The sequence below is a fragment of the Actomonas spartinae genome (assembly GCF_051209155.1).
Classification (GTDB): Bacteria; Verrucomicrobiota; Verrucomicrobiia; order Opitutales; family Opitutaceae; genus Actomonas.
Genome location: NZ_JBPJGB010000003.1, coordinates 308,137 through 321,405 on the forward strand (window position 1 = coordinate 308,137; position 13,269 = coordinate 321,405).

Consider the following 13,269-nt stretch of genomic DNA (forward strand, 5'->3'; position numbering starts at 1 on the left):
CGGGGCCACTCAGTTGAGCTGCTTCAGGTAGGCCTGCTTGGCCTTGCGCCACGCGAGCAGGCATTCTTGCTCCAGCGCCAGTCGCTCCCATCCCAATTCGCGGTAGAGTTCGATGCGTTCTTCCAGGAGGTCCCGATCGTAGGGAGCCTCGTCGATCCGCGCATTGAGTGTTTCCAGATAAAGCCCGAGCTGACCGCCCGCTCGATAAAGCAGCGCTTCCAACTCGGTCGCCCGATCCGAGGGTTTGTCCTCCCAACGACCGCGCTCCGCCCAGTGCGCCCACGCGCCGTCAAGGTCGTCTTCAGCGCGGGCCAGGTCGGCTCGCAACAGCTCGATGGTCGCCAGCGTATCGCGGTCGCCGGACAACTCCTTTTCCCGCGCAGCGATTTCGTCGCGCTTCTCCAAGTCGCCCGGAGCCGCGACCGGCTTGGCGCCAAAGAAGGCGCTCACAGCGTTGGGGGCCGCCAACGCCGCGGCCTCGTCGAGCCAGCCGCGCACCGTTGCGAGATCAGGCGCGGGAGTTGCCGTTGCCGGCGCGGCCTCAGCCTCGCCTTCGGCCGCTGCCTCCGTGTCGTCCTCGTCGGCACTCGACTTGCCCCAGATCTCGCTGGCGAATCCGCCCGCCACCGCGCCGTCGATCGCCTGCTCGACCAAGGCCCGGGGGTCTTCCGGCCGGGTCGTCAGCAAGTGCTGCAAGACCTCCGCGCGACGGGCCTGCACCGCCGCATCGTCGTTGAAACGTTCATCCCGCAGGAAGGCGAGTTGCGCATCGGTGAGGCCATCGTCGAGTTTCTCGACGGCGGTCTTCAGGTCTTTGGCCGGTTTGGCCTTCGGATCCTGATTGGTGACCTTCGCGGGCGACTGCCCGAGGAAATAGCGGAGGGGCAACTCGATCACCGGATGATCGTCGGCGTCGCTGAACGCGATCGTGCCGACGAAGTAGTCGGGGGCGGGTTCCACTTTGGCCAGATCGTCGACCGCCGTGTCCTTGAGCATCACGATCGACTCACGGCCGGCCCGCAGGTCGACCGACTTCGACGTGCGGCCCGCGAAACGCGCCCGCATGTCCGGCGCGACGCCGAGCGACTTCGGCGAATCGAGCGGACGGGCGACCCGCAGTGGAAAGGTTTTCACCGATTGCAGCGCAGCGGCATCGAACGCGGCAAAGTCGGCGATCACGGTGGTCTTACCCTCCGGGAACTCGATCGATTGTTCGGCGTCGGGAAACCCGTCATAGAGCACCTCGCCGGACTCATGCACCAAAGTGGTGCGGCCGCCGCCGATGCCATCGGAGGCATCGTAGTCCTGCATATTGAGCAACACCGCTTCCGTCGCCTCCTTGAAGTTGAGTTCATACACCAGCCGCACCTGCGCTTCACGTTGCGGGCCCGGGTGGCGCGGCGACGCCGGCAGCTCCCCGCGTTCGTCGTCGAAGAACTCCGAGGCCTGGGTCGGCAGATAAACCGAAACGGCGTGCTCCAGCTTCGGAGACACGGAAGCCGTGAGATCGCTTCCCGGATTCAACTCCAACGGTAGCCAAGCTTGATTGGGCTCCATCACCACCGCGGCGCGCGGCGCGCCCACGCCGACCCACTTGAGGTCGAGCTCCAGCGTAACGTCACCCGCCGAATAAAAATACTGGTTGAACGCCAGCTCCACCACGTGCCCGGCCTTCACCGGAATGTTCATCTCAAACGCATCACCTTCCTCCACCCATTCCACCACTTCCTCTTTATAGGTGTTCTGCGCCGACTCCGCCGCGATCGTGATGGCCTGCACAAAAAACCGGCGCGCCACCGGATCGGCCGCGCGGTGCGTTGCCTGCATCTGCAGTCGCTCCACGCCGGCCGGCACCTCATAGAATCGGCGCGCCGTCTCGGCCGGCGACAGTTCCACCTTCGTCTTCAATTCGTTGTTTACGAACGCGTCCACCGCCGGACGGACGATCGTGATCGGGATGGAAAACACCACGCCGAGCTCGGGCTTTTCAGCCACTCGCGCATCGACGCGGCTCATCAGCACGCCGCCGTTCTGGGCGGATGCCGCATCGACTGGCGGAATGTCCAGGAACATTGAAAAACGTCGGGTCCCATTGGCCACGTGGAGGTAGTCAGGAACCTGCACCCAATCATCCGCGGCGGTCAGGATGAGGTCGGTCTCAAATCCATACCGCGCCTCACTGTCGACGTCATCGCCCCAGGCCGGCGTCACCGCGACCGCCACCCGCCGCCGCGGCTCCGTGAGGTCTTCGCGCAGGTAAAGACCACGACCCTCGGCCGCAAAGGAGCCACCCTCGATCTCCAGGTCGTAGTAGGCACTGAACGCGGGCTCGTTTTGCAGAGCCTGCAGTTTGGCCCAGGCGCCCGGCGCATTCACCATGCCCTGTCCCTGCGTGAAGTTGTCCTCCGCCGGCAAGGCCGATGCGCCCAGCATCAGCGCCTGCCGCATCAACACGGCCGACGCCTTCACGCCGTTTTGTTTGGCGGCGCTCATGACCAGGGCCGCCACGCCCGAAGCATTGGGCGCCGCCATGGAGGTGCCATTGATCATCTCCGCGCCGCGCAACGATTCCGCCGAGTAGGCCGCCCAAGCGGCGCCGGGCGCCATCACGTCGACCCCCAGATCGCCGTCTTTGGTGGGGCCACGACTGGTAAACTGCAGGGCCGCATCCGGACTGCGATCCACCGCATTGTAGAGCACTCGCGCCATGTCGGCGGAGGCATAAGCACCCACACCGAGCACACGGGATGCCTCGCCGCCCGCGGACCCGGCGGTGCTGAGTCCCGGTCCTTCATTACCCGCCGACATGACCGCGAGGATGCCGTAGCGCTCGACCATGCGGGTGTAGAGCGTGCTGTTGGCATCCTTGCCGTCCTGAAAGAGACTCGAGCCCCCCCAACTCGCGTTCATGATGTCCACCCCGTGCTGTGCCGCCGCCGCAAGTGCGCGGCGCTCACTCAAACCGTAGGAACTCCCGCGAGTCCGGATGTCACCAATCTTGATCGAAAGAATCTGAGCCCCCGGCGCGACGCCATTGCGAATGGGATTGTCCGGGAAATGCGCCGAGGCGATCGAAGCCACATGCGTCCCGTGCGTGCCGCTCACGGTGACGATCGAAAGCAAATCCCCCCCTTCGTAGACCTGCACCCCGAAGGTGGCATGGGTTTCTTCGTCGAAGGTGCCGTATTCGCCCGCGACCCCATAGGGGCGCAGCAACGTTTCATCGGCCATATCACCGTCAAAATCAGTGTCGATCAAGACGCGCCAATGGGTGCCGTCATGCCAGACCACGCAATCGAAGATCGGTCCCGGTCCGGACCCCAACAGTCCATCCTCCAGCGCCTCCCGCAACTCGGCCCGCGCGACCTGATCGGACTCCGCCCGGGTGCGATCCGCCGCCGCCTTCTTCCGCGCGGCTGCTAGTTCCTCGCTGTCCTCGCGTTCCCGCGCCGCGCGCACCAGACTGAGCTCAGCCTCCCAGGACGCCTCGATGCGCGACTGCAAGCGGCCAAAAACCGAACCACTGAACAGTTCCGCCGCCCGCTTGAGGCCGAGGTGGAAGTCACCGCTGGGATTGCTCACCCCATCCGGCAGCGTAAGCACGCGGCCGCTCAAACCAATCAGCGTGCCGTCTGCGGCGCGCTGCGCCACGGCGCTCGTATCAACATCTCCACTACCACTGCCATCGATGATATCAACCACTTTGCGCGCACCGGTCGTCGTCACGGCCAGTCCCGCCGCCGCGGGATCGACCCCGGTGTCAAAAACCGCGATCACCACCCCGCGACCATCGTAGCTCGGATTGTCGGCGATGAATACATCCGCCCCCACCTCGCGCTTCGGGATGAGCCCCGACTGCAAAGTCGCGAGGTCCTCCGATTCCGGAGCGGCGACAACACTGAGGGAAAAGAAGCAGGCCAGCGCGGTCACAACAAACCAACGGCCCCGGATCATAGTCGTGTCTAGCATTCGCAGACACAGAGGCGGCACCGGCTTCGGCGCAAGCCCCGGTGCGACATTACGGGCCACCGCGGCACAATTTCCGGTGTCGAACCGTCGGGCGCGGTTCAGTCCCGGCCTGGTTCCCGACGGTAACGTCGCAGCACCCGCTCGCTGGCCCAAGTCGACCAACTTAGCGGGAGCCGGACGGACAGCGCACACTGCAACTTGTTCAACCATCCGGTGACGACGTGCCCCTTGCCCTGCCTCAAAGCACGCAGGGCCTCGTCGACCACCTGCTCAGCCGACTGGGTGAACGCGTCACCCATGCCACCGCGGCTCATCCCGGCCTGCGCGTGAAAGTCCGACTGCGTCGAACCCGGGCAAACCGCCATCACGTGAACCCCGCTCGAAGCGAGTTCCGCGCGCAGGGCGTGGCTCCAGCTCAACACAAACGACTTCGTGGCGCCGTAGGTTGCCATCAGTGGCGTCGGTTGGAAGGAAACCACCGAAGCGATGTTCATGATCGTGCCACCGCGCTCGCGCAGGATCGGCAACATGGCGGCGGTGGTCGCGAGCACCGCCGAAATATTCAGTTCGATCATGCGTAGCGAGGGCTCCAAATCGGCTGGAGAAAACTCCCCATAACGACCGAAACCCGCGTTGTTGATGAGCAATATCCGGCCTTTGGGCGCCTCGTCGCGCAGCACCGCTAATAAGTGCTCAAGACCGTCGGCGCGCGACCGATTATCACATAGATCAACGGATAGATGTCGCAGCTTAAGCTGAGCTGAATTCACGTCCGGAACCCGCCGCGAAAGATTGCAAATGAGCACCTCCGGAGCCACCTTGGCGATGTGCGATATGAACGATTTTCCGATACCGGAAGATCCGCCGGTCAAAACGACCGTCGCGACGGGGAGTTGTTGGTTATCCAGCAAAGGCATGGCGACGGGAGCGGTCCCATTTCTCGGTCAAGAACCACAAAGAAAGAAATACCATGATGAATGACAACCGTGCTAGTGAACTGATCGTATCAGGCATCCACCTCGACCTCACGCCGTCGCTCAAGACGTTCGTGCAAGAGAAAGCCGATCGATTGTTCCGCCACGAAGAGCGTATTGTTAGACTCCGCGTAGAAATCGAATTCGATCCCGAACAAAAACCAACCCATCGCTTCACCGCCAAAGGCCACATCGAAATCAATGGCCCCGACATGAACGCTTCCGTCGCGACCGACGAAGCCCACAAAGCCGTTTCCCTGCTGGTCGACAAACTCGACCGCATGCTTCGCCGCCGCTCTCGCTTTTTCAAAGTGAAGCGCCACCGCGACACCTTGCCGGACCTGACTGGCGCCATGCTGCCTGAGCCGGCCTAACGCGCACACCTGAGTTCTTCCCAAACTGCCCGTCCAATCGACCGAGGGACGGGCTTTTTCATGCCTTCAAGCCATCCCACGTAGCATGCATTCCGGCCGGTGTGCCCTGCCGCTCAGCCCCCCTCGAATTCTCCCCATCGCAATCACCCCACGAAAAACGCGCGACCGTTGCCGATCGCGCGTCTCCAAAGTGGCGCCCCCGCAGGCCGTCGTTCACGCGCCCACGGCGCGTTGCTTGCCCCCCAAACCCGTTGGGGGGTGAGACGACCCGCCCGCGCGATCCGCCTGCAAAACAAAACGCACGGTTCGCAAGAACCGTGCGTTTCCAAAAGTGGCGCACCCGTAGGGAGTCGAACCCCAAACCTTCTGATCCGTAGTCAGACGCTCTATCCAATTGAGCTACGGGTGCGTGAGGGAGGGAGAAAAAGAGAAGATGCGACCGAAGGTGCAAGCGCTTATTTGCAGTTTTTTTGGGGGCCATACCGCCAGCCCCAAGCGATTCGCACCCGCCGGGTAACTCCAAACCAGCCGCACCCGTGTAACGCCTTTGCGCTGGCCTGTTTGGACGTCACGGGTTCTGCTCCGCGCCATGCCGGACTCGTCCGACTCCTCCGCCCCCAGCCTCCTGTCCAACCGCCAGCGCAAGTTGGTGGGCTTCGCTTTGGGCTTCCTCGCCCTGGTGCTGATCGTCGGTTTGCTGGTGCTTTGCTTCATCGTGCTTGCCCGCACGATCGGCTTCTTTTCGCAGGTGCTTTGGCCCATTGCCGCCGCCGGTATCATCGCCCTGGTGCTGCGCCCCGTGGTCGATTGGCTCGAACACCGGCTGAAACGCCCGCGCACGACTTCGGTGGTCATCCTCTACGCGGCCGTCTCCCTCGTGCTCAGCGGTCTCATCCTGCTCGTCACACCCAAATTGGTCGAGCAGGTCCTCGACTTCATCGCCTTCGTGCCGGTGTTTTGGCAACGCGCCCTCGCCTACGTGCAGACCAACTACCCGGACTGGGTGGTGCTGGCCGAAAAACAGATGGCCAACCCCACCATCAAGGCCTTGGTCGACTCGATCCTGGGCGAAGCTCAGCACCTCCTTTCCCAAGCCATTCCGTCCATTAAAGCCGCCGGATCCGGCGCCCTCAACGTCTTTGGCTTCATCACCAACATCGCGATCGTTCCGATCTACCTGTTTTTCTTCCTGCTCTCGCGCCGCGATCCAACCCGCAGCTTGGGCGAGCAACTCACCTTCCTCGAAAAACCCGTGCGGGAAGACGTGGTGTTTCTGGTGCGTGAATTCATCGGCATCGTGGTCTCCTTTTTCCGCGGGCAGCTCCTCATCGGCCTCCTGATGGGTCTCATGCTCTTTCTCGGCTTCGCCGGCGTTGGCCTCAAGTTCGCCCTGGTGCTCGGCCTCACCCTCGGCGTGCTCAACATCGTGCCCTATCTCGGCACCATCATTGGCCTGAGCATCGCGTTGCCGCTCGCCTTCTTCCAACCCGAGGGCGGTTGGTTGCTGGTGGGCAAGGTCGTGCTGGTCTTCATCGTCGTGCAGAATATCGAGGGTTGGTTCCTTACCCCCAAAATCATGGGCGATCGCACCGGTCTGCACCCGGTGATGATCATCTTTGCCATCTTCTTCTGGGGCACGGCGCTCAACGGCATCCTGGGCATGGTCCTCGCCATCCCGCTTACCGCCTTCTTCGTCACAGCCTGGCGCTTGGCCAAACACAAGTATTTCGAGGCCTGAACCCACCACGCCTCGTCCGCTCGCATGGCCCGTCATCTGTCCGCCCCGCCCGAATGCGCCAACTGCGGCGCCGACATCCCTGCCGGCGCACTGTCCTGTCCCGAGTGTGGAGCCGACGAGCGAACCGGCTGGCGCGAAACCGACCTCTACGACGGGCTCGACCTGCCGCCCGAAGCGTGGGGCGAGGAAGCACCACGTCCGCGCCCGGACGGCGGTCAGGTGGGCGGCCTGCCTTGGTATTGGTGGGCCACCGGTTTTTTCCTGCTGCTGGCCCTGGGCATGACCTTCCTCGGCTTGCGCTGACCCGGACCGCCGCGCAGCTTGCGGCGCGATGACTTGGGACGTGCAATGGCGTTACGGCAGCATCTACCTGCCGCAGATCGACTGGTGGTTGGATGCGCACCGGCCGGTCAGTCGCTCGTTCGTTTCCCACGCTCACTTCGACCACCTCGCGCGGCACCGCGAGATCATCTGCTCCGAAGGCACCGCCCGCCTCATGCGCGACCGACTTCCGGCCGAACGCACCGAACACGTCCTGCCCTTCGAGCGCACCGAGGCGCTCACGCCCGATTGCAGCATCACCCTGTATCCGGCCGGCCATATTTTTGGCTCCGCCCAGTGCCTGCTCGCCCACCGCGACCATGGCCGCCTCCTCTACACCGGCGACTTCAAGCTCCGCCAAGGCGCGTCCGCCGAGACCTGCGCCACACCTCCGGCCGATGTGGTGATCATGGAAACCACTTTCGGGCGACCGCACTACGTTTTCCCCAGCACCCAGAAGGTTCTGGCCGACATCGTCGCGTTCTGCCGCGGCACGCTCGACGACGGCGAAGTCCCGCTGCTTTACGGCTACAGTCTTGGTAAAAGCCAGGAGGTGCTGGGGCAGCTCGCCGCCGCCGACCTCCCGCTCATGCTGCATCCGCAGGTCGTGCGCATGACCGCGGTGTATGAGGAACTTGGTTACACCTTCCCGCCCTACGCCGAACTCGACCCGACCGCCGCCGCCGGCCACGTCATCATCGCGCCGCCACAGGCGGCCAACGCTCGCGTCATCCGCCAGATCAAACGTCGGCGCACCGCCATGCTCAGCGGCTGGGCCCTCGACCCCGGCGCCCACTTTCGCTACCAATGCGACGCCGCGTTTCCGCTTTCCGATCACGCCGACTATCCCGATCTCCTGACCTTCGTGGAGCGGGTGCAACCCTCGCTGGTTTGGACCACCCACGGTTTCGCCGCCGACTTCGCCCGCGACCTGCGGCGACGGGGCATCGAAGCCTGGGCCCTGGGCGCCGACAACCAACTGGAGATTCCCATCGAGGGATCGACCGCTTCACCACCACCCCCACCATCGTCGAGCGAAGTCGCCGCCGCTCCGGTCGACATGCCGACCGACTCCTTCCTCCATTTCGCCACCACCGCAGAAGCCATCAAGGCATCGCCCGGCAAACGTCGCAAAGTTGAGCTGCTCGCCGATCTCCTCGCCGGCCTTTCCACCCCCGCCGCTGCTCAAACCGCGCTCTACTTCACCGGTCGCCCCTTCGCCCAAGGCACGGAGCAGCGCCTGCAGATCGGCTGGGCGGCCATGCAACGCGCGGTGCTCGCTGTCGTCGGTGCCAATCGTGGTGAATGGCGCACGGTCTACCGCCGCTTTGCCGACAGTGGTGACACCGCCGAAGCCATGCTGGCCGCCCGACCCAACGCTGAGTCGCCAACGCACCCGCGCCTTGACGACATCGCGACCTACTTCGATCACCTCGCCGCCGCGCGTGGGCCCAGCGCCAAGATTGACCTTTTGGAATCCGTGCTCCGCGAGCTTTCTCCCGTCGAAGCCAAATACCTCCTCAAGATCATGTCCGGCGACCTCCGGATCGGCCTGCGCGAAGGATTGGTCGAGGAGGCCATCGCCCAGGCAACCGCCCAGCCGCTCAGCGACATCCGCCGAGCCCACATGCTGGCGGGCGACATCGGTGCCGTCGTGCGCGCCGCTCGCGAACAGCGTCTGCCTGCCGTGGACCTGCGGCTGTTTCAGCCAATCCAGTTCATGCTCGCCAGTCCCGAGCCGGATGCGGAAAGCATCCTCAAGCGCCTTAAGCCGCCCGTTTGGATCGAAGACAAATTCGACGGCATTCGCTGCCAGCTCCACAAGCAGGGATCAAGGGTCGAACTCTACTCCCGCGATCTCAATCGCATCACCGATCAATTCGCCGATCTCATCGCGGCCGTCAAATCGTGGCCCCATGACCTGATCCTCGACGGCGAACTGCTCGCCTGGCGCGGCGACCGGGCGCTGCCTTTCGCGGAACTGCAAAAGCGCCTCGGTCGCGGCGGCGACGACCTTTTCCTGGGTGCCGAAATTCCGATTTCCTACTCCGCCTACGACCTGCTTTTCGTCGACGGCGACTCGCTCCTGCAGGCTCCCTTGGATCAACGCCGAGCGCGCCTCGGGAGGCTCTTCCGTGACGGCGCGACGCCGCAACGCCTGCGACTCGCGCCGCGCACCAGCGCCGCCGATGCCGCGGAGATCGACCGCCACTTCCTGGCCGCCCGCGACCGCGGCAACGAAGGTTTGATGCTCAAGGACCCGGCCAGCCTCTACGCGCCCGGTCGCCGCGGGCACGCCTGGCTCAAACTGAAAAAGGCCTACGCCACCCTCGATGTCGTGGTGGTCGCCGTCGAGCAGGGACACGGCAAGCGCCGAGGGGTGTTGAGCGACTACACCTTCGCCGTGCGCGACGACCGCGAGGGTGCCGCACCCGATGCCTTGCTGGTCCTCGGCAAGGCCTTTTCCGGCCTCACCGATGCCGAGATCGCCACCCTCACCGACCACTTCACCGCCCAGACCCTCGAGGTGTCCGGCCGTCGCCGGCTCGTGCATCCCGACACCGTGATCGAAGTCGCGTTCGACTCGATTCAACGCAGCACGCGTCATGACAGCGGCTTCGCCCTGCGCTTCCCGCGCATCGCCCGACTGCGCCCCGACAAGCCCATCGCCGAGATCGACACCTTGTCGACCTGCCTCCGCTTGGCCGGAGAAACGTAATCGCCAAGGAACCCGCCCCCCTGCTTGGTTTCCAACGCCTTAAACCCTGCCATGTTTTCTCCGTCCCGCTTCCTTCGCTGTTTCTGCATCACCGTGATCACCGTCGCCGCGGCCGGGATGGCGTGGGCCGGCGAACCACTCGCCCTGCAAAAAGGCGAACAGTTCACCTACCGTCTCAGCTGGGGCATCTTCGGCAAAGCCGGTGAGCTCACCATCACCGCCGACGAGGAGCCAACCTCTCCCGCCGAACGCACGCGCATCACGATGAAGACCTCCACGCGCGGGGTCATTCGCGCACTCTACCCCTTCGACGGTCAGGCCGATTCCATTTACGACAACGCGTCCGGCCGCCTCGTCGAAGCGACCGCCACCACCATCACCCGCACCAAGGAGACCGAGGCCGTCATCCAGCTCGATTACGAGAAGGCCGTCGCCAACTACACCGATGTCCGCCGGCCCGAACGATCGGTTGAGGTGGCCATGCCCGAGATGGAACCGGTCGATTTTCTGACCACCCTGATTCAGACTCGCCAATGGGACATCGACGTGGGCCAACAACGCGACGTCTCGGTGCTGTTCGACGACGAATTTTACGAGCTCACGATTTTCGCCGAGGCCGTCGAAACGATCAAAACCCCGTGGGGCCGCAAGGAGACCCTCAAGCTCGTGCCCCGCATGGAGGAAAACCCCAAGGGAATGTTCAAGCGCGGCGGCGAAGTCCGCGTGTGGGTTTCGCGCGACGAAGACCGCCTGCCCCTGCGCTTCGAGGTCAAGGTGGGCGTGGGCACGGCAATGGCCATTCTCACCGACTACCGCGACGTCGGCGCGGAGACCGCCGCCGCGGCCAAACCCGCGCCGCAGGACAAGTGATTCACTGCGGCAACCGCCACACGAAGCGCCAGGGTTTCGCCGCCCATTCCGGACCGGCGTAGTCGATCCCGATTCGCGGCGTGCACTGCACCACCTCGTCCGGCACGACCAAGCCGTCGTCCTCCAACCACAGTCCGGTCGAGCGCCGCGCGGACCGACCATTAAAACGCCGATCGATGCCGAGGCGTTTCGTCAGTCGGCCCGGTCCTGAGAATTCGGATACACCGCGCACCAGCACGGCCGCCGGATAGTCGACCGGCCCCGTCACCAGGTTGAGCATCTCGTGGATGCCGTAGCAGAGGTAGACATACCAATGCCCGGCCGCGCCAAACATCACTTCGGTGCGTGGCGTCCGCCCGCGGCTGGCGTGACAGGCGCGATCCTCAGGACCATCGTAGGCCTCGGTTTCCACAATCCGCGTCCGTCGCTGGTCACCGGCCTGATCGGCGACCACCAAATACTTGCCCAACAGCGCACGCGCATGCGCAACGGTATCGGGCCCACGCCAGACGGACGGAGAAATCATACGCGGCATCGCGCGAAGGGTTCAAACCGCTTCGCGCCTCGACGCAATCCCGTCCTCGCTGCAAAGTCGCGCCATGACCTCACCGGTGCGCACGTTCACCGCCAACCCCCTCGCCGAAACCACCTTGGAGTTCACGACTCCGGTGCAACTGGGCTCCACTCACCGCGCCGCCTCGAACAGCTTTCAAGTTGGCGGCAAGGGTTTCAATGTGGCGAAGATGCTGCAGCGGCTCGGGGTGCCGGTCACCGCGCTCAGTTTCGCCGGCGGCACCAGTGGCGAGGCCTGCCGCCAATGGCTTGCGGGCCACGCCGCCTTTGACTGGCACTTGATTCCCACCACCACGCCCACCCGCACCGGCACGGTCGTTCGCTCCGCGAATGCTCCCGAGACCACCTTCCTCGGCCCGGACTGCGCCATCGACGCCGTCGCGGCCAGCGCGGCTGCCGACCAACTCCGCTCGGGTTCGACCGAAACCATCATCGCGGTTTGCGGCAGCATCCCGACTTGGGACGACCCCGATTTCACCGCCCTGCGAACGACCTTCTTGGAAGAGCTGCCACCCGAAAGATTGGTGATCGATTCCTACGGGCCCGCCTTGGCGGATCTGGTTCGCCGGCCACTCGCCTTGGTGAAAATCAATCGCGACGAACTGAACGCCCTCGCGCGCCAGCTGGAACTCCCGCCGAACCTCGAAGCGTTGACCGCCGAGTTGCCGGTGCAGCGTTGGATCGTGACCGACGGTCCGCGCGCGGTTCGCTACCGCACGGCCAACGAGCGCGGAGAAGTCCAACCGCCGCGAACCCGCGAAGTCTCCGCCACCGGTTCCGGCGACATCTTTCTGGCGACCGTGCTGGCCGGGGATTGGACGGATCCCGGCGCGCTCCCCGGGCTGATCCATCGCGCGGCCGAATTTGCCGCCCTCAACGCCGCCCATCCTGGCATTGCCGAATTCGAACTTCCCGCCTAAGTTCCGGTCCAAGCTCCGGCCCCCCCTCCTCCTCAACCCAGTTCCCGCCATGCCCAAGAACATCGTCATCGCCGTCCTGCTCATTCTCGTCCTGGTCGGTGGAACGGTCGCCTACCGCGGCTACCGCGCCGAGCTCGAACGAAAAGTTGAATCCGAACGCGTCGCCGCCGCCCAAGCCGCCGAACGTCAACGCGAGGCCGACGCCCGCAAACGCATCGAGGCCGAAGCCGAAGCGCATCGCTTGGCCGCGCTGCAAGCGCAACAGGCGGCCGAGCAGGCCGCCGCCGAACTCGCCAAACTTCGCGCCGAACAGGCCGAGGCCGAGGCCGCCCGCCTCGCTGCCGAGGAACAAGCCCGGCTCGCCGCCGAACGGCTCGAACAACTCCGCCAGGAAAAAGAGGCCGCGCAAGGTGAGGCCCGTCGCCGCGCCGAAGAAGCCGAACGCGCCGCCTTGGAGGCTGAAATCGCCCGCCGCGAGGCCGCCCGCAAACTCGCCGAAGCCGAGCGCGAAAAGCGCGAAGCCGTGGAGCGCGAAGCAGCCCGACTCGCGGAATTACGCCGCGTGCAGGAGGCCGAAAAGGAAGAGGAAAAGGTGCGACGCATGCTGCTCGCGCGTCCCGCTCTGCCGGCCGACATCAAGCGACGCCAACACGAAACCATGCAGGTGGAGCTCATCAACGCCGAGGGCGGCGTCATCATTCCCAACGAGAGCCCGACACCTCCGGGCAATTGATCGAGGTTACCGGCATCGTTTTTCCCGCCGTCACGAACACGCGCCACCGACCGGGGGCAGAAGCGGATTTGTCAAAAA

The 13,269-nt window shown here is 64.6% G+C and carries 10 protein-coding genes and 1 tRNA gene; 7 read left to right on the top strand and 4 right to left on the bottom strand.

Annotated features, from left to right (window positions below):
* Positions 1–9: 9 nt before the first annotated feature.
* Together AC0MRV_RS16280 and AC0MRV_RS16285 are read right to left on the bottom strand one after the other, a co-directional pair.
* Entirely contained in the window at positions 10–3,969 is a 3,960-nt protein-coding gene (locus tag AC0MRV_RS16280; protein ID WP_472765557.1) for a S8 family serine peptidase, read from the bottom strand.
* A gap of 98 nt (positions 3,970–4,067) precedes the next feature.
* Positions 4,068–4,886 (bottom strand): SDR family NAD(P)-dependent oxidoreductase, encoded by an 819-nt coding sequence (locus AC0MRV_RS16285; RefSeq protein ID WP_472765558.1) that lies wholly within the window; start codon positions 4,884–4,886, stop codon positions 4,068–4,070.
* 53 nt (positions 4,887–4,939) lie between these two features.
* Here AC0MRV_RS16285 and hpf point away from each other — a divergent pair, with 53 nt between their 5' ends.
* The gene (gene hpf / locus AC0MRV_RS16290; protein WP_472765559.1) at positions 4,940–5,317 is read left to right on the top strand and encodes a ribosome hibernation-promoting factor, HPF/YfiA family; all 378 of its coding nucleotides are present in this window, start codon (positions 4,940–4,942) and stop codon (positions 5,315–5,317) included.
* A 332-nt stretch (positions 5,318–5,649) separates the two neighbouring features.
* Here the strand turns inward: hpf and AC0MRV_RS16295 are convergent.
* A tRNA-Arg gene (locus AC0MRV_RS16295) sits at positions 5,650–5,726 on the bottom strand.
* 180 nt (positions 5,727–5,906) lie between these two features.
* Between AC0MRV_RS16295 and AC0MRV_RS16300 the strand changes: the two genes are divergently transcribed.
* Genes AC0MRV_RS16300 through AC0MRV_RS16315 form a run of 4 tightly spaced genes read left to right on the top strand, consistent with a single transcriptional unit; the run spans position 5,907 to position 10,965 of the window.
* Positions 5,907–7,055, top strand: a complete 1,149-nt coding sequence (locus AC0MRV_RS16300; protein WP_472765560.1) for an AI-2E family transporter — start codon at positions 5,907–5,909, stop codon at positions 7,053–7,055.
* Between the two features lie 24 nt (positions 7,056–7,079).
* On the top strand, positions 7,080–7,358 hold the full coding sequence (locus AC0MRV_RS16305; RefSeq protein ID WP_472765561.1) for a zinc ribbon domain-containing protein: 279 nt from the start codon (positions 7,080–7,082) through the stop codon (positions 7,356–7,358).
* 28 nt (positions 7,359–7,386) lie between these two features.
* Complete coding sequence (locus AC0MRV_RS16310; protein ID WP_472765562.1) at positions 7,387–10,095, top strand: ATP-dependent DNA ligase; 2,709 nt, start codon at positions 7,387–7,389, stop codon at positions 10,093–10,095.
* Between the two features lie 51 nt (positions 10,096–10,146).
* A complete protein-coding gene (locus tag AC0MRV_RS16315; protein ID WP_472765563.1) occupies positions 10,147–10,965 on the top strand; it encodes a DUF3108 domain-containing protein in 819 nt (272 codons plus the stop codon).
* A 1-nt stretch (position 10,966) separates the two neighbouring features.
* Here AC0MRV_RS16315 and AC0MRV_RS16320 read toward each other — a convergent pair whose 3' ends face one another.
* Positions 10,967–11,491, bottom strand: coding sequence for a DNA-3-methyladenine glycosylase (locus tag AC0MRV_RS16320; RefSeq protein ID WP_472765564.1), 525 nt, complete (start codon positions 11,489–11,491; stop codon positions 10,967–10,969).
* A 73-nt stretch (positions 11,492–11,564) separates the two neighbouring features.
* Here AC0MRV_RS16320 and AC0MRV_RS16325 point away from each other — a divergent pair, with 73 nt between their 5' ends.
* Both AC0MRV_RS16325 and AC0MRV_RS16330 read left to right on the top strand, forming a co-directional pair.
* A complete protein-coding gene (locus tag AC0MRV_RS16325) occupies positions 11,565–12,458 on the top strand; it encodes a PfkB family carbohydrate kinase (RefSeq protein ID WP_472765565.1) in 894 nt (297 codons plus the stop codon).
* 49 nt (positions 12,459–12,507) lie between these two features.
* A complete protein-coding gene (locus AC0MRV_RS16330) occupies positions 12,508–13,191 on the top strand; it encodes a hypothetical protein (RefSeq protein ID WP_472765566.1) in 684 nt (227 codons plus the stop codon).
* Positions 13,192–13,269: the final 78 nt, after the last annotated feature.